Consider the following 19,527-nt stretch of genomic DNA (forward strand, 5'->3'; position numbering starts at 1 on the left):
AAGGAGTTAAGAGTCTTATTAAATTGTATTTTGATTTCTTTCTTTCTAAAATGAAAAATACAAATTGCAAAAATCAGAAACTTTTTTATTATCAATAACTTATATTTATGCATTTGGTTTAAAACATATTTTTATACGGAATTACTTTTCCTATTGACAAAAAAGTATTAATTTAGGCAGCTGAATTTTAAATATTGTTCATAACCGATTAAAATAATTTAATATGCAAACAAACAATTCTTCAAAAAGTTTTATAGTTCCGTTGGCGTTCATCGGGCTGATGTTCTTCTCCATTGGATTTGCTTTGGGGATTAATTCGTATCTAATTCCTGTTTTAAAAGGAACTTTAGATATTTCATCTGCAGGAAGTTATATGCTTTTGGCTGCAACTTTCATTCCGTTTTTGATTTTCGGGTATCCGGCTTCGATGCTGATAAAAAAAATCGGGTATAAAAAAACAATGGCTTTTTCATTCTTGCTTTTTGCTATTGCTTTCGGGATTTTTGCTACGGCAACTAATTTTTACATCTTTTTGGTTGCTTCTTTTGTAAGTGGAGCTGCCAACGCCTATCTGCAAGCATCGGTGAATCCTTACACAACCATTTTAGGTCCTATTGAAAGTGCCGCAAAACGCATCAGTATAATGGGTATCTGCAACAAATTAGCTTGGCCTATCGCTCCTTTGTTTTTAGCCTTCGTTATTGGAAAAAGTATTGAGGATGTAACTCCTGCTGACCTTCAATTGCCTTTCTATATCATCGTGGGGGTGTTCCTTGCGTTGGGGGTTGTTTCGCTTATGGCTCCGCTTCCTGAGGTAAAAGCAGCCGGGGAAGACGAAGATTCTGCTGAAAGTACACTTACCGACAGCAACGGAAAGAATTCAATCACTGATTTTCCGTATTTACTTTTAGGTGTTTTGGCTTTATTCTTCTATGTGGGAGTCGAAACCATCTCATTGGCAACAATGGTGGATTATGCAAAAGATATTGAAGAACACGGAGTAAAAATAGCTTCGTTATTCGGGCTTGAAATCGGGAAAGTAGCTGCATTTATTCCTTCTATCGGAATGATTATCGGGTACATCTGCGGTGCTTTATTCATCCCGAAATATATTTCACAATCAGCGGCACTTAAAATCTGCTCTTTGCTGGCTATTTTCGGCACAATAGCCGTTGGGCTTGCTCCTGCTGAATATTCAATCTACTTTATTTCATTTATGGCTTTGGGTTGCTCGCTAATGTGGCCTGCCATCTGGCCTTTGGCAATGGACGGATTGGGTAAATTCACCAAAACGGGAGCTTCTCTTTTAACTATGGCGATTGCCGGTGGAGCTGTGCTTCCGCTTATTTTCGGGTGGCTGAAAGATAGTTACGGAATGCAAAACGCTTACTGGCTTTGTCTTCCTTGTTTCGTGTTTATATTATATTATGGTATGGCAGGACACAAAGTTGGTAAAAAATAGTTCGATTTTTATATCTGCAAACGAAAAACCGATAACTTAAGGTTATCGGTTTTTTATTTTCCCCTACATATAACTAGCTTATATACCTAATTCACTTCAGATTGTTAAGTTTTAAAATCCTCCTTTGAAGAAAAAAGCCCACGAAAGAGGGATATTGGGGAAGGCGGAAGATGTTATGTTAAACGTAACATCCCCCTACCCCCTTCAAAAGGGGGAATTGTAGCAACAAATTATTTTAAGTTAGCTATAACGTGCTTAATACATCTACAAGGGTATCTATTTCTTGTTTTGTATTGAATTGAGAGAATGAAAATCTAAGTGAAGGTATCTTTAGTCGGTCTTCAGGGAGAAAAGCCGTCAGAACGTGCGAATTTTGCGTACTTCCGCTTTGACAGGCACTCCCTTTGGAACAGGCTATGCCCTTTAAATCAAGGTAAAACAACAATGTATCATTCTTCTGTTTTAAAGAAGGAAATCCCACGTTTATAATTGTATGCGTGCTTTGTCTTAAATCAGCAGATTTTCCGTTAAACAATGCGTCGGGAAATACTTCTTTTATCCTTTTAATAAAATATTGCTTCAATTCGGATAGATATAACGTATTTTCTTCCAAGTTTTTATACGACTGAACAAAAGCCTTTTCCATTGCTACGATGTTATGTAAAGGTTCCGTACCTCCTCGCATTCCCCGCTCCTGCTCTCCTCCGAATATGAATCCATTTAGGTCAATTCCCTTTTGGATATAAGCAAACCCAACGCCTTTAATTCCGTGAAATTTATGAGCCGAAGCCGCCATAAAATCTACCGAAAGTTCGTTTAAATTCAATCGAAAATGCCCGACAGACTGTACCATATCCGAATGAAAATAAGCTCCGTACAATTTGCAAAGTTCAGAAACCTTTTTCAGCGGAAGAATATTCCCTATTTCATTATTAACGTGCATTAAGCTGACTAAAACCTTCTGTCGGCTTGTTTTTTGCAAAAGCTCTTCCAAATGTTTTAAATCAACATCACCTTCTTCCGTTAAACGAACATAATGAATATCAATATGGTATTCTGTTTTTAATAATTCTGTGGTATGCAGCACCGCGTGATGCTCAATGGGCGATGTAATAATGGTTTGTACTCCCAAATCACGAACGCAACCTCGCAAAATGAGATTATTAGCCTCCGTTCCGCCTGATGTAAATATAATTTCCGATGCTTGAACTTGCAATTCTTTGGCAATATTCTTTCTCGCACTTTCAATCAATGACTTTGCAGAACGCCCAAAACTATGTGTTGATGACGGATTTCCGTAAATATCTGAAAGTGTTTGGCTTAAAACTTCCAAAACCTCAGCAAATGGCTGAGTTGTTGAAGCATTATCGAAATATATTCTATCCTTGAGGTTCATTTAAGAGCTTTATTTTACTGCAAAGATAGTAATTTGATTTATTAAAAAATAGGAAAGTACTAAAAACCAGTCTTTTTGTCAGACTGATCGTAGTCGAAGTCTATATTATCATTATAAATTTAGGCTTCAATTATATTCAATTTACTTTGAATTGTCGAGTTTTAAAATCCTCCTTTGAAGGAGGTGTCCGAAGGACGGAGGATGTTATATTAAAAGAAACATCCCCCTACCCCCTTCAAAAGGGGGAATCATAATAACAAACTATTTCAAGTTGGTTATATATTCAGCTTGACAAAAAAGACAATCGAAATAACTTCAATTATATTCCATTTACTTTGAATTATCGAGTTTTAAAATCCTCCTTTGAAGGAGGTGTCCGAAGGACGGAGGATGTTATATTAAAAAAAACATCCCCCTACCCCCTTTTAAAGGAGGAATCATAATAACAAACTATTTTAAGTTGGTTACATATTTATCCTAATAAAATTCATTTAACAGCTACTTTTTTCTATCTGCAGGGCGATTATTTTAAAAAAAATACTTAATTCTGAAAATTATTTTCTTAATTATTTTTAATTTAAAACTATTTTTTGTATCTTCGGGGCATATAAAACTATCCTTAATAAATAGTGTTTAATTTTTAAATTTATAACGATATGGCAAAAGATAACTATATTAGCATTGAATTTAGTCAAGAAGAGCTTGACAAGATGGATAATCTGCTTTCACAATTGGAAGAGATTGTAAAAGATAAGTTTATCAGTCTCACACCTGAAGAGCGTATGGAACACGCTCGCGTGGGGAACAAAACAGAAGATTGGATTTCGCGGGTAAAAATTTTTATGGGGCAATATCCTGATTTGGTACTGCAACATATTAACGTTGAGGAATTCAATCGTGATTACAAAGCACGACAAGCCTTGCTTCCGCTACTTCGCCGATTGCAAGCCATAACCAACAGAGTAGATGATACTACGCTTTTGTTGGGTAGTGATCTTCATTACAACGGAATTACATTTTACAAAGGCGTAAAAGCAATGGCACAGATCAATGCTCCTAACGCTCAAACCATTTATGATGACCTAAAAACACGATTCGCCGGGCGACCATCAATGAGAAAGAAAGATAAAGATGAATCTGCCCCGCAATAAAGGAGTAAAAACCAGCCTAAAGGGAGTTATAATGAGCTAAAGGATAGTTTTAATAAGGTTAAAGCAGTTTATAACTCGCTATCAGGTAGTTTTTAGGAGGTTAAAGGTACTTTTAATTATGAAAAAGCTAATTAAAAGTACCTTTTTTTAGATTAAAAGTAGGTTTTAGGGGATTAAAAGTAACTAAAAGATAGTTTTAAGTAGATAAAAGATAATTTTTGAGAAATACAAATAATAATTAATATGTTAGAAGTATATACAGAATCTAGTAAAATAGCAAATGCTACAAGAAAAATAAAAGATATAAGAGAATTAAATATCTTTAAAGATACATATCGTGAAAAAACTTTATATATTAAAGGTAAATATTCTATTCCATATACTCCCAATACAATTGTTGATTTATCTGGATTTATTGTTGAAGAAGAATTAGATTTTTCTGATTGCATTTGTGAAGGAGAAATTGATTTTTCTGGTACGAAATTTAAAAAATTAAATCTAAAAAATGCTGTATTTAAGGCTAAAATCACATTTCATAATTGTGAGTTTGAAAATGTATCATTTGAAAATACAAGATTTGAAAATTTGGTAGATTTTTATAAATCAACTTTTCATAATGATGTTCAATTTCTTCAAGTTGATTTTATGGACAGAGCTATTTTTTCAAATGTATCTTTTAAAGGAGAAACACAATTTAAGTATAATAAGGTCGCGAAAGATACATTTATCAGTTTTGAAAGTGCAAAATTTGAAAAAAGTTTAGATATATCACGTAGTAATTTTCATTGCAATCTCCATTTTTGGAATATTAAGATAGAAGGAGATGAAAACATTAGTCAATATACTAATTATATTAATGATTTTAGTAATGAAAAAGTAGAACCATCAGTATATGCTAAAATACGAGAGACCTATCGTATCATTAAAAATTCTTTTTATAAAGAAGATAATCGTATAGAGGGACTTGAATTTTATAAAAGAGAGATGGCAGTTTATGAGAAAGAATTAAAAGAAAAATCTTTTTGGCATAAAGATAGAATTATGTTGCTCCTTAACAAAAAATCTAATAATTACGGTACAAGTTGGTCAAGAGGGTTGCTTTTTACGGTTATAGTAGCATTTATATTCTATATTTTTATTTTAATTTCTCTCCACAATTCTCTTGAATGGGATATTTGTAATCTTGATGCTTGGGATAACTTCCTAAAACATTTTTTAGAGGTAATAAATGTAACTCGTTGGAAAGATATAGAACCTTTTGGTGTAGAATTAAATGGTTTTGCCTATCTCTCTTTATTTATAGGTCGTATTTTTATAGGGTATGGTTATTATCAAACTATTCAAGCCTTCCGCAAATATGGTAAATCTTCCTAAAAAATAGCTTTTAGGTAGTATTAATAAAAAAATCTCTGTATTAATTACAGAGATTTTTTGTTTGATGTAGTTTGTGATTAGCTTATTTTCAATTTTAACCGATTATATTTGGCAAAAAGGTAATTTCTTTCGGGTATGAGGTTTATAAAACATCTAACAAGATTTGATTTTTTACCAAATCATCAAAAGTTTCTGCTTTTCGGATAAGATGTGCTTTGTCATTGTACCAAAGTACTTCTGCCGGACGCAATCTTGAATTGTAATTGCTTGCCATAGTGTGGCAATAAGCCCCCGCATTTTTAAAGCAGAGAATATCTCCTTCTGAAATTTCGGCAATTTGTCGGTTTGAAGCAAAAGTATCTGTCTCACAGATGTATCCCACCACCGAATAAAAACGTTTTCTTCCCTCAGGGTTTGAAATATTTTCAATTTGGTGAGTTGCTCCGTAAAGCATCGGGCGTATTAAATGGTTGAAGCCTGTATCCACTCCCGCAAAAACGGTTGATGTGGTTTGTTTTACAACATTTACTTTCGCTAAGAAAAATCCTGCCTCGCTTACCAAGAATTTTCCAGGTTCAAAAGCCAAAGTTAAGTCCTTGCCATATTCTTTGCAGAACTTCAAAAATCGTGCAGAGAGCCTTTCGCCAAATTCTTCGATGTTCGTTTGTATATCTCCCTCTTTATAAGGTACTTTAAATCCGCTCCCGAAGTCAATAAAATCCAAATCCTTGAAGTGCATTGCAGTTTCAAACAGAATTTCGGCAGCATAAAGGAATACGTCAATATCCAAAATATCGCTTCCCGTGTGGATATGGATTCCGTTTATTTTCATTTTGGTATTTTCAACGATTCGCAAAATATGCGGAATTTGGTGTATGCTAATTCCGAATTTGCTATCAATATGTCCGACCGAAATATTGGCATTTCCGCCTGCCATTACGTGCGGATTAATTCGCACGCAGATAGGAATATGTGGGTATTTGCTTCCAAATTGTTCCAAAAAGGAAAGATTATCTATGTTTACCTGAACTCCCAATGCCGAAGCCTCCTCAATTTCCTCCAATGACACTCCATTAGGCGTAAAAATAATCTGTTCGGGAGCAAAACCCGCCAATAATCCTAATTTTACCTCCTGAATGGACACTGTATCCAGCCCACTGCCCAAGTTTTTTAACAATTTCAGAACAGAAATGTTAGATAATGCCTTTACAGCATAGTTTATTTGTAATTTCGGTACATTTTTAAAAGCCGAAGACAATCGCTCATATTGCGATACAATTTTATTTGCATCATAAACATACACAGGGCAACCAAATTCATCGGCTATTGCAAGTAAATCTTTCGCTTTCATATCTTTTTCCTTTTTATTTGAAGAATATTGAAACACAAAAGTAGGCTATCTTTTTGAAAAACAAATAGAAAATTAGAAATAACATATTTTTTAAACAAAATGTTTATTTTATAACAACTTTCTGTTTTGTAAAATAGATTATAAAAGATTACTTTTGCGGATATTTTTTTATTCTTTATAACCATTGGAAATGCGAGTACATTTTATATTCAGTGAAGATATTGTATTACAGAACTTAATGTCTGAACTTTCAAAAACAGAGATAGTTACATCAAAAAATGAAGAAATAACAACTGAAATTGACCTTGTAGTTGTAAGCACAGAAATTTCAGAAACTCACCCAGATGTACTAAAAGCCAGCAATTTAGGATTAAAAACCATCTTCTATCCTGAATTTATTCACGAATATTTCAAAAATAAAACCCGCGTAGTAATAACAGGAAGCAAAGGAAAGGAAAACGTTCTTGCAATGGTGCTACATACGATGAATTTTCACGATATTCCTGTTAGTTATTTCATTGAAAATCCGATAAATGGAAAACAATTTCAAGTTATTGACAATACTGAATTCGTATTGATTGAAGGCGATGAAAATTCCATATCAAATAATAATTTTCAGGCAAAATTTCTTTCCTATCAGCCTACGGTAGCTCTGATTACAGGAATTTCTTCAGAAGAAAATTCTGAAAAATACAGCAGTTTCATTGACAGCCTCACCAAAGGCGGAATTTTAATCTACAATGAGGAAGATTCTTTACTGAAAAACATAGTTGAAACTTGCGAAAACCCGATTCGTAAGCTGGAATACAAAACTCCTTGTTATGAAACAGACGGGAAATCAATATTCTTACTAACCGATGAGGGTCAACTTCTATTAAAAAATATTCAATCACAAGAAGTTATAAACGTAGAAGGAGCAAAATGGGTCTGCCAAAATATGGGCATAGACGAAGTTGATTTCTATGAAGCTATGGTTTCCTTCAACTGATTTCTTTTTCCCCAACCAAACTAAAAAAGTTACATTTTTTGTTTTCATCATTGGCATAACAATTGCAAGAGATATGTGCATATCAGTGTATAAAAATAAATAATATACTGATATACAGATATGTATTAATATAAAATAATTTTCATTTGTCAGAAATTTTTAATTACTTCTGACATAATGGCACGTATAAATAGTATAGAAATGATTATAGGAAATTTTGACAGTTTTTCGCCAGAATCCTTAGATAGTGATGCAGAATTCATCCCACTAATGACGCCCGAAGATGAGGAAGAAATACAAAATGAATCTTTGCCTCAATCCTTGCCTATTTTGCCTTTGCGAAATATGGTTTTATTTCCCGGAGTTGTAATTCCAATCACCGCAGGGCGAGATGCTTCCGTTCGGCTAATTAATGAAGCCAACGAAGGTTCAAAAACTATCGGGGTAGTTGCCCAAATCAACGAAAATATAGAATTTCCGAAAGGTAACGATATTTACCACTTGGGTACGGTGGCTCGTATTTTACGAGTTCTGAAAATGCCTGACGGAAACGTAACTATCATCATACAAGGAAAAAAACGCTTCGAAATAGATACCATTTTAGAAGAAAAACCTTACATAACAGCTACGATCAAAGAAGTAACTGAAGCAAAACCTTTGCAGGAAGATAAGGAATTTAACGCAATTATTGATTCCATAAAAGATTTGGCTATTCAAATCATCCGTGAAAATCCTAATTTGCCGTCAGAAGCTACTTTTGCCATCAAAAATATCGAAAGTAATTCGTTTTTGATAAACTTTGTTTCGTCAAATATGAATGCTTCTGTTGAAGAAAAACAAGAAATATTACAAATAAACAATCTAAAAGACAGAGCTTTAGCAGTTCTAAAATATCTGAATGTAGAACTTCAACGATTAACGCTTCGCAATGATATTCAATCAAAAGTACGTTTTGATTTGGATAAGCAACAACGTGATTATTTCTTGCAACAGCAAATGCGAACAATTCAAGAAGAGTTGGGAGGAGTTTCGTACGAAGCTGAAATAGATGAACTTAGAGCAAAAGCAAAAATAAAAAAATGGGATGCCAAAATCGGGGAACATTTTGAAAAAGAATTAAGTAAATTACAAAGAACAAATCCGCAAAGTCCCGATTATGGAATTCAGCGTAATTATCTGGAAGTCATTTTGGAACTTCCTTGGAATGAATTCTCAAAAGATAATTTCGACCTGAAACGAGCCCAACGAATTCTTGACCAAGACCATTACGGATTGGAAGAAGTCAAACGCCGAATCATAGAATATTTAGCCGTTTTGAAGCTACGTAACGATATGAAATCGCCTATTTTATGTTTTTACGGACCGCCGGGTGTTGGGAAAACTTCATTAGGAAAGTCTATCGCCAAAGCATTAAACCGAGAATACGTGCGTATGTCGCTCGGTGGTTTACGTGACGAGGCAGAAATACGCGGACATAGAAAAACTTACATCGGGGCGATGCCGGGGCGTATCTTGCAACTTCTCAAAAAAGCAAAAACGTCAAATCCTGTTTTTGTGTTAGATGAAATAGATAAATTAGGGAATCATCATTCGGGCGATCCTTCTTCAGCTATGTTAGAAGTTCTTGACCCTGAACAGAATAAGGAATTTTACGACAATTTCCTTGAAATGGGCTATGACCTATCAAAAGTGATGTTTGTTGCAACAGCCAATGATTTAGGGAGCATCCAACCGGCACTTCGTGACCGTATGGAAATCATCAATGTAACGGGATATACAATCGAGGAAAAAATTGAAATAACCAAAAGACACTTGCTTCCAAAACAAATTGAAGAACACGGATTAAAATCATCTGATATTCAATTAGGTAAAAAAGAAATAGAGCGTATCGTAGAAGGTTACACACGTGAATCAGGAGTTCGAGGACTTGAAAAACAAATAGCAAAAGTAGTTAGAAATAGAGCTAAATCCATCGCTTTGGAAGAGGATTATAACGTGAAAATTTCTCCTGATGATATAACCAAAATTTTGGGTCCCGCCCGAATGGAACGGGATAAATATGAAGATAATGGTGTTGCCGGCGTAGTTACAGGATTGGCTTGGACGAGCGTTGGTGGAGATATTCTTTTCATTGAATCCACTTTATCAAAAGGAAAAGGAACGCTTAATATAACAGGGAATTTAGGACAAGTAATGAAAGAATCTGCAACCATTGCCTTGGAGTATATTAAAGCAAATTCAGATTTTTACAATCTTGATTCTAAACTATTTGAGAATTACAACATTCACATTCACGTTCCTGAAGGAGCTACTCCAAAAGATGGACCAAGTGCGGGAATTACAATGCTTACCTCACTAATGTCTCTGTTCACTCAAAAACGTGTCAAAAAACATTTGGCAATGACCGGAGAAATTACTCTTCGGGGTAAAGTTCTTCCTGTTGGGGGAATTAAAGAGAAAATTTTGGCAGGAAAACGAGCCGGAATAAAGGAAATTATCCTCTGTAAAGAAAATGAAAAAGATATTTTGGAAATCAAGGAAGAATATCTGAAAGGGCTTACATTCCACTATGTTACCGAAATGGATGAAGTAATAAAAATTGCACTTACCGACAAGGACGTAAAAAACAAAAAGAATTTCGATAAATAACAGAAATAATAATTTGAATTTAGAAGAAAAGCATAAAACACGAAAAGAATTAAAAAAACTGGAAATAGAAAAAAGCGTCCATTATCAAATTATCAAAAATACAAAAAAATGGATGGATGATTATTATCTCGACGGAATTATTGGTTTAATTCCCATTGTTGGAGATATTGTAACTCAGTTTTTTAGCTATTCGTTTCTGTATGTGGCAGTTGTCAAGATAAAATCCTACCGACTAACTATGGCTATCTTGCTTAATTCACTGATAGACATACTTGTAGGATTGATTCCGTATGCAGGGACAGTGCTTGATTTTGTGCATCGTTCTTATAAAAATAATTTTGAACTGATTGTTGGCTTTGTAAACGATGATAAAAAAATCATTCAACAGGTCAATAAACGAGCGTTATGGACAACCATCGGAGTTGTTGCTGTACTAATATTAATCTGTTTGCTGATATGGCTTATAATAACCACTTTTTCAGGACTATACAAATGGATTTTAAATTAATAAAAAAGCCGAATATTTAAAAATATTCGGCTTTTTTATGCTTTTTCAACGAGCAAAATACAATCTCTTTCCAAAAAATTTTCACTACTGAATTAAGAGTAATGCTTTGAAATTGCCAGTTTTTTTATAACATACAAACATTCATTTAAAAAATAAAAAAGTAATTTTTTCGATAAGAATTCATTTTTTCGTAATTTTGACGCTCATTTGTGATTAATTAATTATATTTTTATATGAAAAGATTTATTTTTAGCTTATTAACTTTGTGTTTTGCCTTTTCTTCTTACGCTCAAGAGGCGACAACTGTTAAAGTTTTTGAAAATGCACTTATTAACTTTGCTGACAAAGGAGAAACTTCCTCAGGAATTATCCGCCTGCAACAAGGACGATTACTTGTTAAGAAAGTAACTGTTCCGCAATATCGTAAAGGTACAGACGTTTCGGTTTCTGTTACAATTCGCTCTAACGGAGACACTTGGGATAAATCAGGTTCGTGTTTCGTTTTCAAAAATGAAAATTTGATAAATGTCATTAATGTAGCACAAGGAACTAAAAAACTTCCTTCGGAAAGCGGACATAACAATGACTATCAAGGAATTAAATCAACTTCAACATATGATTTGCCTATTGAAGTTCTTCGCTTTATGACACCTTTTGGCGTGGGACATTACAGTGACGAATCAAAATATCCGAATATGCGTTACTACCGCCCTGTTTCTGTTCCGAAATGGGAGGACAAAGTGGTTTGGACGCAAGATGTTTCTCAATTGGAATCACTGCTCACAGGAACTTTCTATATCGGAATTTGGATTGACACTTGGACAGATAAAGGGTATCTTGCTGATGTATCTTTAACATATTCAGGCAGACCTCGTCCAAAAAAAGTGGTAACTCCTTTGATTAATACAATTTATTACGTAAACGGACAGAAAATTCCTGATCTTTTTGCAAAAACAAGTCTAAAACATACTGTAAATTTAGCAAAAGACGTCAAAAATGCCGAACTTTACTACATAACTACAGGACACGGAGGACATTCAGGGGGTGATGAATTCATAAAAATCAACAATTCTGTTTATTTTGACTCAAAAAAGGTGATTGATTTTATTCCTTGGCGTGATGATTGTGCTTCTTTCCGTCGTTTTAATCCGTCTTCTGGAGTTTGGACAAAACAAGATACGGCAATGGCTTACAATGAAAATCGGGAACGTGTAAAGAAAGTTGTTGAAGAGCGTTTGGCTTCCTCTGATTTATCCCGCTCCAATTGGTGTCCAGGTTCTTCAGTTATGCCCAAAACTGCAAAAATTGGCAACCTGAAAAAAGGTAATCATACTTTAGAAATTGTAATTCCAGCGACATCTAATACAGGCGACCAGCAAAATCATTGGTTGGTTTCGAGCTATTTAGTTTCCGACAAATAATTTTTTATCCGAAAGGCTGTGGTAAAGTTATTTTTTAGAAAATTTCATCACAGTCTTTCGTATTTTTTATGTTTTTTGCCAAAATATTGATTTTCATTCAAAAACAACAAACCCATCATTCTCTCACGGCACTAAGTTTGTTTCCATCGTGCTTAATTAAAAGATTATCAATTTTTTCTACTTGTATCCGCACCATTACTTTGTACTTTTTGTTATATTTGCCGGCAAAAACGAATTCCGAATATGCTAACGATAAAACGAAATTACAAATCAATAAGTGAAATTTTTGAAAAATATATGTCCACAACTGAATATGAGGATATTGATTTCATATTTGACTTGGTTTACTATCATCGTGCAAAATACACCAAGAAAACTCCTGTTGTCAGAATTGAAGAATTACTTTCCGAAATACGCAACGATAAAAACAAAGGAGATTTTTTGAAGCAAAAATTATACGCCACTTTCTCAAATAAAAAGAAAATCAATCTTTTAACCGATGCAGGCTTACTCAGTAGTGTTTCGTTTTTCAAGGAACTTCGCCGAAGGCTTTCACATCAGCTTATTCCCGATCAGCCTTCGCACGACAGCATACAATATGTTCTAAATCAGATATTTTATAAATCTTCCGATTCCGTTTGGTTACAATCCGTCCCGATGGAAAATTGGCACACTCTTTTTGATATACTTTCATTACCAACTTTTTATGAGGATTCAAAGGATAAAGCCACTTCCAAAGAAATTCTACTATCAATGATGATTCTTTCGCAACGAATGGGTGGATTTGCTCTTCAAACCGATGTAATGCGTATGGTTCCGGAATATTCATCACTTGAAAGTCCTTTCATTGCTATTGATGATGAACTCAACGCCATACACCGAAATATGGAAATGGCAAACAAAGCGTATTTGGATATGGAAGAACACAAACTGGACTACAAACAACTAAACATATTGTCAGAACAATGTGAAAACTTTGTGGAACAAGCTGTTAACAACACTTCAAAATATGGAATTTCTTTCAGTGTAAATCAAACACTTTTGCTTATTCGTCAACAAATACGACGAATCCGAAAACTTTACAATTTCTTGTTTATCAGCAATGAAGAAGAAAAAAAAACAAAAACGATTCAGTTTTATTTAAGTTTGGTAAAAACAAATGCCAAGAAAAATAACATTCGCAAACTGATAGATGACAGCGTTTATAACATCACTTACGAAATAACAAACTACACCGGAAAAACGGGCGAACATTACATTACTTCCGGAAGCAGGGAATATTTCAGTATGTTTAAAACGGCTTTCTGGGGAGGTGTGATTGTTGGTTTTATGTGTCTGGCAAAACTGTTCCTTTCAAAATTAGATACAAGCGAATTCATTTATGCGTTGAATTACAGCTTGAACTATGCTATCGGTTTTGTTGTTATTTACTTGGCTGGAGCTACCTTAGCGACCAAACAGCCTGCTATGACGGCTTCAACAATTGCCAAAACATTGGAAAACTTGAATACCAACGACAAAAAGAAAAAAGAAAAACAATATTCTGAATTTTCGGAGTTGTTCACAAGACTTTTCCGCTCTCAATTCATTGCCTTTGCCGGAAATGTTTTGGCAGCTTTTCCCGTGAGCTTACTGCTTATTTGGGGACTTTTTTATCTGACAGGCGGGTACAATTTAGCAGAATCAAAAAGCCATAAATTACTGGCAGAGTTAGACATACGGCAAACACCCGTTTTCCTTCATTCGTGTATTGCAGGAATATTTTTGTTCCTTTCGGGAATTATCGCAGGGAATGTGGCAAGTGTTAATAACTTTAACAATTTTTACTATCGACTTTCAGAACACCCTGTTTTGAAAAGTGTTTTAGGGAAAGAGCGTATGGTTAGAATTTCGGGCTGGATGCAGAAAAAATGGCCTGGTATCATCTCCAATATTTGGTTCGGATTCTTTATGGGGTGTACAGGAGTCATTGGCACGTTTTTAGGCTTAGATTTGGATATTCGTCACATTACTTTTGCAAGTGGAAGTTTGGCTTTAGGACTATTTGGAGTAGGCTTCAATGTTACTTTGAATATTCTCATTTGGACAATTTTAGGCATCTTCATCATAGGATTCGGAAATTTCATCGTAAGTTTTTCGCTATCCCTATTCATTGCCTTACGCTCGCGTGAAGTTCCTTTTTTTGAGTTAAAAAACTTGGCAAAATCCGTTTGGGTGCGTTTCAAACAAAATCCGATGGCTTTCTTTATTCCGATAGGAAATGGAGAAACAGAGAACCAAAAATAGAAAATCAAAAATTTTTATCTAAATAAATTAAAGCATACTCATAAAGCAATGAAATACAAAATTTTAGTATTATTTCTTATCTTTCAAAATATTTCTGCTCAGAAAATAAACCCCTTAGTAGCAAAAGACGAAAAGGAGCAACAAAAATGGGTGGAAAACACCTACAAAAATATGTCCTTAGATGAAAAAATAGGGCAATTATTTATGGTTTCTGTCTTTTCGAGCCAAATCGGTACAAAAAACACAGAATATATCAAAGAATTAATCAAAAAATATCATATAGGAGGTATCATTTTTTCAAAAGGAGGACCAAAACGTCAAGCAAAACTAACAAATGAATATCAAGCACTGTCAAAAATACCTTTATTTATGGCTATGGATGCAGAATGGGGCTTGGCAATGCGTTTGGATTCTACTTTTGCTTATCCTTGGAATATGACAATGGGAGCCGTAAAGGACAACAAACTCATTGAACGTGCCGGATTTCGCATAGGTGAACATTGCAAACAACTTGGTATGCAGTTTAATTTTGCTCCGGATATTGACATCAATACGAATCCTGCCAATCCCATTATTGGAAATCGTTCTTTCGGAGAAGACAAAGAAAATGTGGCAGCCAAAGGAATTGCATTTGCCAAGGGAATGCAATCTGCCGGTGTGTTGGGAAGTGCAAAACACTTTCCGGGACACGGAGATACTTCCAAAGATTCTCACAAAACACTTCCATTAATTAATTTTTCTTCGGAAAGGCTGAATCAGATAGAAATGTATCCATTCAAACAACTGATTGACAATGGAGTAGCAAGCGTAATGATAGGACATTTGAACATTCCTTCGCTGGAATCAAAAGCAGGGCTTCCTTCTTCCCTCTCCCATCACATAATCACGGATATTTTAAAAAGTAAAATGGGTTTTGAAGGTTTGGTTTATACCGATGCTTTGGGTATGAAAGGCGTATCGGAGTATTTGCCTGTGGGTGAGGTGGAAGTGGCAGCATTTATGGCCGGAAATGACATTTTACTGATGCCCGAAAATCTCGTTAAAGGCTTCCAAGCTATAAAAAAAGCGTATCAAGACAACAAAATTACGGAGGAACGTTTGGCATATTCCGTGAAAAAAATATTGATGGCAAAATACAAGGTAGGTTTACAAAAATTTGAACCATTAAAAACAGAAAATATTTACCAAAAATTACATACCCTTGAGGATGATTTACTTTTGGAAGAAATTTTTGAGAATGCTTTGACCGTAGCTAAAAATGATGATAAGCTACTACCTATAAAGGAATTAGACAAACAAAAAATCGCTTATATTAAATTTGGCAATGATGCCGGTTGGACATTTTACACAAATCTGCGAAAATATGCTGATGTGGCAATTATCGAACCCAAATCCACAGAACAATTACTAAAAAGCATTGAACCATACCAAACGATTATCATAGGTTTACACAAACCAAACAAAACTCCGTGGGACGCATACAAATTCACAAAAGAAGAAATTGTTCAGTTAGAAGAAATTGCCAAAAAAAAGAAAGTTATTCTTTCCGTCTTTACCCGTCCTTATGCCCTACTTGATGTGAAAAGTTTGGCAAATATTGAAAGTGTAGTGATTTCCTATCAAAATCACAAAGTTGCTCAAGAAAAAACCGCTCAGCTTATTTTCGGAGCCATCGAAGGGAAAGGTGTTTTACCCGTTTCGGCACATCCTGAACTTCCTGTAAATACGTCTGTTAGCACGCCAAAAATTGGGCGTTTATCCTACGGATTGCCTGAAAGTGTGGGGTTGAGTTCAAAAAAATTAAACTCTATTGACAGTATTGCCCAAATCGTTCTCAATAAGCGAATGGCCCCGGGAATGCAAATTTTGGTGGCAAAACAGGGAAAAATCGTATATCGAAAAAATTTCGGAACGCTTGACTATAATGAGAAAAATCCGGTGAAGGACAATTCCATTTATGACCTTGCCTCTCTTACCAAAATTTTGGTTACTCTACCCGAACTGATGAAAATATACGCACAAGAAGGATTCAACATAAACTCCTCATTTTCAGATTTACTTCCTGAATTAAAAAATACGAATAAAGGAAACTTGAAAATGATGAACGTTTTGGCTCATTACGCTCAATTTCCTTCGTGGATTCCTTTCTATCTGAAAACACTTGATACTCAAAAAAGACCTCTGAAAGAAGTTTACAGTAATATAAAAAATGACGATTTTTCAATTCAGGTAGCAAAAAATCTTTTCATAAAAAATGAATACATTAATTTTATCTATCAACAAATTGACAATTGTGACCTAATTAAAAAAAAGAAATATCTATATAGTGATTTGCCTTACTATTATTTTAAGAAATATATAGAAAAAAGGTCAAACACCTCCCTTTCAGAAGCAATTCAAAAAGATTTTTACCGAAGTATAGGAGCATATCACCTTACTTATTTTCCGTTGCAACATTTTCCTTTGGGAAATATTGCTCCTTCAGAGGTTGATAATTACTTTCGAAAACAAGAAATACGCGGTTACGTCCACGATCAGGGAGCGGCTATGCTTGGCGGTGTGGGCGGACACGCTGGGCTTTTCGGTAATGCAGATGATGTAGCGAAAATGATGCAAATGTTTTTACAAAAAGGATACTACGGCGGACAATGGTATTTACAACCACAAATTGTTAACTTATTCAATACGTGTATGTTTTGCAATGAAAACAACCGTAGAGGATTGGGATTTGACAAACCGCAAATTGATGGAGAAGGTCCCACCTGTGGATGTGTGCCAATGTCAAGTTTTGGTCATACGGGATTTACGGGAACATATGCTTGGGCTGACCCTGAAAATGAAATAGTTATAGTTTTTTTATCAAATAGAACTTTTCCTACTGCTGAAAATAACTTATTAATAAAAGAAAGCATTCGCCCTAAAATTCAGCGAATTGTTTATAATTCAATCATAACTAACTAAAGACATAAAAAAATCCCTGATATTCAGGGATTTTTTATATTATTTACGATTCTTGTGGCGGATTCATTTTAAAAGATTCCATAAATTTAGTCGTGTAATTACCAGCCAAATAATCAGGGTCATCCATCAACTGTAAATGGAATGGAATCGTAGTCTTTATACCTTCAACTACAAATTCATCCAAAGCTCGTTTCATTTTTGCTATTGCTTCTTCACGAGTTTGAGCCGTGGTAATAAGCTTTGCAATCATTGAATCATAATTAGGCGGAATTGTGTATCCGTCGTACACGTGTGTATCCAAACGTACTCCGTGTCCACCCGGTGCGTGGAATGTTGTGATTTTTCCCGGCGACGGACGAAAATCATTATAAGGATCTTCCGCATTAATACGACATTCTATGGAGTGTAATTTCGGAGTATAATTTCTTCCGGAAATAGGCACTCCCGCAGCCACCAAAATCTGCTCACGAATTAAGTCATAATCAATAACTTGCTCTGTAATGGGGTGCTCAACCTGAATACGTGTATTCATCTCCATAAAGTAGAAATTACGGTGCTTATCTACCAAAAATTCTACAGTTCCAGCACCTTCATATTTGATATATTCAGCTGCTTTTACTGCCGCCTCTCCCATTCGTTTACGCAACTCTTCTGTCATAAATGGAGATGGTGTTTCCTCTGTTAATTTTTGGTGACGACGCTGAATTGAGCAATCTCTCTCGGAAAGATGGCAAGCTTTCCCATACTGATCTCCAACTATCTGAATTTCAATATGTCTTGGTTCTTCAATAAGCTTTTCCATATACATACCGTCATTTCCAAAAGCGGCAGCAGATTCTTGTTTTGCACTTTCTAATGCTTTTTCAAGGTCTTCCTCTTTCCAAACTGCACGCATTCCGCGTCCGCCTCCTCCTGCGGTTGCTTTAAGCATCACAGGATATCCCATCTCTTTTGCTACCTTTTTGGCGTGCTCAAGTGACTCGATTAATCCGTCCGAACCCGGCACCGTAGGCACTCCCGCAGCTTTCATTGTAGCCTTAGCTGTTGCCTTATCTCCCATTTTTTCAATCATTTCAGGAGAAGCACCAATGAATTTTATGTCGTGTTCGGCACAAATTTTTGAAAATTTAGCATTTTCAGATAAAAATCCATATCCCGGATGGATTGCATCAGCATTGGTTATTTCAGCTGCAGCAATTATATTACAGATTTTCAAATATGAATCTTTACTTGCTGGAGGTCCTATACAAACAGCTTCATCAGCGAAACGAACGTGCAAACTATCCGCATCGGCTGTTGAATATACTGCCACAGACTTAATTCCCATTTCGCGACACGTACGAATGATACGCAAAGCGATTTCACCTCGGTTGGCTATTAATATTTTTTTAAACATAGGTCTGTTTAATTATAAATTCTAAATAAATCTAGTATATAATACTAATTCAAATCAAAAAATGTGATTTCTAAGCTGGTTCAACTAAGAAAAGAGGCTGGTCAAACTCAACCGGAGATGAATCATCTACCAAAACTTTCACAATTTTACCAGAGATTTCTGATTCTATCTCATTAAATAATTTCATCGCTTCGATAATACAAATCACATCACCTTTTTTAACAGTGGTACCTACCTCAACAAATAAAGGCTTGTCTGGTGCAGGACGTCTGTAAAAAGTTCCAATCATAGGAGATTTAATAGTTACATACTTACTATCATCATTTGTTGTTGCAGGTTTTGAATCTGATGTTTCAGACACTACCGTTTGAGGCACTGTTACTGCTTGTTGTACAGGCAATTGAGGCATTGTTGTCATAGGCATCTGCTGAACAAACACTTGCTCTCTGCCACTTTCTTCCGGATTTGTTTTTATGGTGATTTTGATATCTTCCATTTCAAGCTTCACTTCACTTGCCCCTGACTTTGCAACAAATTTAATCAAATTTTGAATGTCTCTTAAATCCATAATATTCGTTATTAGG

13 protein-coding genes are annotated in these 19,527 nt (G+C 35.0%); 9 read left to right on the forward strand and 4 right to left on the reverse strand.

The window, feature by feature from the left end; translation table 11 throughout:
* Positions 1 to 223 precede the first annotated feature (223 nt).
* Positions 224 to 1,462 carry an MFS transporter gene (locus GN105_RS00165; RefSeq protein ID WP_155283446.1) on the forward strand — a complete coding sequence of 413 codons (1,239 nt, stop codon included), beginning with the start codon at positions 224 to 226 and terminating at the stop codon, positions 1,460 to 1,462.
* 244 nt (positions 1,463 to 1,706) lie between these two features.
* Here GN105_RS00165 and GN105_RS00170 read toward each other — a convergent pair whose 3' ends face one another.
* Positions 1,707 to 2,858 carry a cysteine desulfurase family protein gene (locus GN105_RS00170; RefSeq protein WP_155283447.1) on the reverse strand — a complete coding sequence of 384 codons (1,152 nt, stop codon included), beginning with the start codon at positions 2,856 to 2,858 and terminating at the stop codon, positions 1,707 to 1,709.
* A gap of 656 nt (positions 2,859 to 3,514) precedes the next feature.
* Between GN105_RS00170 and GN105_RS00175 the strand changes: the two genes are divergently transcribed.
* Both GN105_RS00175 and GN105_RS00180 read left to right on the forward strand, forming a co-directional pair.
* Positions 3,515 to 4,009: a hypothetical protein gene (locus GN105_RS00175; RefSeq protein WP_155283448.1), complete on the forward strand. Its 495-nt coding sequence runs from the start codon at positions 3,515 to 3,517 to the stop codon at positions 4,007 to 4,009.
* Between the two features lie 243 nt (positions 4,010 to 4,252).
* Positions 4,253 to 5,383, forward strand: coding sequence for a pentapeptide repeat-containing protein (locus tag GN105_RS00180; protein WP_155283449.1), 1,131 nt, complete (start codon positions 4,253 to 4,255; stop codon positions 5,381 to 5,383).
* A gap of 142 nt (positions 5,384 to 5,525) precedes the next feature.
* Here GN105_RS00180 and lysA read toward each other — a convergent pair whose 3' ends face one another.
* Positions 5,526 to 6,734, reverse strand: a complete 1,209-nt coding sequence (gene lysA, locus GN105_RS00185) for a diaminopimelate decarboxylase (protein ID WP_155283450.1) — start codon at positions 6,732 to 6,734, stop codon at positions 5,526 to 5,528.
* Positions 6,735 to 6,924: 190 nt separating this feature from the next.
* Between lysA and GN105_RS00190 the strand changes: the two genes are divergently transcribed.
* The 6 genes from GN105_RS00190 to GN105_RS00215 all read left to right on the forward strand — a co-directional run bounded on the left by GN105_RS00190 (position 6,925) and on the right by GN105_RS00215 (position 17,547).
* The gene (locus tag GN105_RS00190; protein WP_155283451.1) at positions 6,925 to 7,722 is read left to right on the forward strand and encodes a Mur ligase domain-containing protein; all 798 of its coding nucleotides are present in this window, start codon (positions 6,925 to 6,927) and stop codon (positions 7,720 to 7,722) included.
* 201 nt (positions 7,723 to 7,923) lie between these two features.
* Positions 7,924 to 10,371 (forward strand): endopeptidase La, encoded by a 2,448-nt coding sequence (lon, locus tag GN105_RS00195; protein ID WP_155283581.1) that lies wholly within the window; start codon positions 7,924 to 7,926, stop codon positions 10,369 to 10,371.
* A gap of 13 nt (positions 10,372 to 10,384) precedes the next feature.
* Positions 10,385 to 10,879 carry a DUF4112 domain-containing protein gene (locus GN105_RS00200; protein WP_155283452.1) on the forward strand — a complete coding sequence of 165 codons (495 nt, stop codon included), beginning with the start codon at positions 10,385 to 10,387 and terminating at the stop codon, positions 10,877 to 10,879.
* Between the two features lie 233 nt (positions 10,880 to 11,112).
* On the forward strand, positions 11,113 to 12,300 hold the full coding sequence (locus GN105_RS00205) for a PNGase F N-terminal domain-containing protein (protein ID WP_155283453.1): 1,188 nt from the start codon (positions 11,113 to 11,115) through the stop codon (positions 12,298 to 12,300).
* Between the two features lie 243 nt (positions 12,301 to 12,543).
* A complete protein-coding gene (locus tag GN105_RS00210; protein WP_155283454.1) occupies positions 12,544 to 14,586 on the forward strand; it encodes a transporter-like protein in 2,043 nt (680 codons plus the stop codon).
* A gap of 48 nt (positions 14,587 to 14,634) precedes the next feature.
* Complete coding sequence (locus GN105_RS00215; RefSeq protein ID WP_155283455.1) at positions 14,635 to 17,547, forward strand: serine hydrolase domain-containing protein; 2,913 nt, start codon at positions 14,635 to 14,637, stop codon at positions 17,545 to 17,547.
* Between the two features lie 43 nt (positions 17,548 to 17,590).
* Here the strand turns inward: GN105_RS00215 and accC are convergent, their stop codons facing one another.
* Complete coding sequence (accC, locus tag GN105_RS00220; RefSeq protein WP_155283456.1) at positions 17,591 to 18,943, reverse strand: acetyl-CoA carboxylase biotin carboxylase subunit; 1,353 nt, start codon at positions 18,941 to 18,943, stop codon at positions 17,591 to 17,593.
* A gap of 70 nt (positions 18,944 to 19,013) precedes the next feature.
* Positions 19,014 to 19,511, reverse strand: coding sequence for an acetyl-CoA carboxylase biotin carboxyl carrier protein (gene accB, locus GN105_RS00225; RefSeq protein WP_155283457.1), 498 nt, complete (start codon positions 19,509 to 19,511; stop codon positions 19,014 to 19,016).
* Between the last annotated feature and the right edge of the window lie 16 nt (positions 19,512 to 19,527).

It is taken from the genome of Capnocytophaga felis (assembly GCF_009684755.1).
GTDB lineage: Bacteria > Bacteroidota > Bacteroidia > Flavobacteriales > Flavobacteriaceae > Capnocytophaga > Capnocytophaga felis.

What these genes read in the sequence shown, in the direction of transcription:
- GN105_RS00210 (WP_155283454.1), top strand. Translation starts at nt 12,544, where the DNA reads ATGCTAACGATAAAACGAAATTACAAATCAATAAGTGAAATTTTTGAA.
- GN105_RS00205 (WP_155283453.1), top strand. Translation starts at nt 11,113, where the DNA reads ATGAAAAGATTTATTTTTAGCTTATTAACTTTGTGTTTTGCCTTTTCT.
- lysA (WP_155283450.1), bottom strand. Translation starts at nt 6,734, where the DNA reads ATGAAAGCGAAAGATTTACTTGCAATAGCCGATGAATTTGGTTGCCCT.
- GN105_RS00165 (WP_155283446.1), top strand. Translation starts at nt 224, where the DNA reads ATGCAAACAAACAATTCTTCAAAAAGTTTTATAGTTCCGTTGGCGTTC.
- GN105_RS00215 (WP_155283455.1), top strand. Translation starts at nt 14,635, where the DNA reads ATGAAATACAAAATTTTAGTATTATTTCTTATCTTTCAAAATATTTCT.
- accC (WP_155283456.1), bottom strand. Translation starts at nt 18,943, where the DNA reads ATGTTTAAAAAAATATTAATAGCCAACCGAGGTGAAATCGCTTTGCGT.
- GN105_RS00180 (WP_155283449.1), top strand. Translation starts at nt 4,253, where the DNA reads ATGTTAGAAGTATATACAGAATCTAGTAAAATAGCAAATGCTACAAGA.
- accB (WP_155283457.1), bottom strand. Translation starts at nt 19,511, where the DNA reads ATGGATTTAAGAGACATTCAAAATTTGATTAAATTTGTTGCAAAGTCA.
- GN105_RS00170 (WP_155283447.1), bottom strand. Translation starts at nt 2,858, where the DNA reads ATGAACCTCAAGGATAGAATATATTTCGATAATGCTTCAACAACTCAG.
- lon (WP_155283581.1), top strand. Translation starts at nt 7,924, where the DNA reads ATGATTATAGGAAATTTTGACAGTTTTTCGCCAGAATCCTTAGATAGT.
- GN105_RS00175 (WP_155283448.1), top strand. Translation starts at nt 3,515, where the DNA reads ATGGCAAAAGATAACTATATTAGCATTGAATTTAGTCAAGAAGAGCTT.
- GN105_RS00190 (WP_155283451.1), top strand. Translation starts at nt 6,925, where the DNA reads ATGCGAGTACATTTTATATTCAGTGAAGATATTGTATTACAGAACTTA.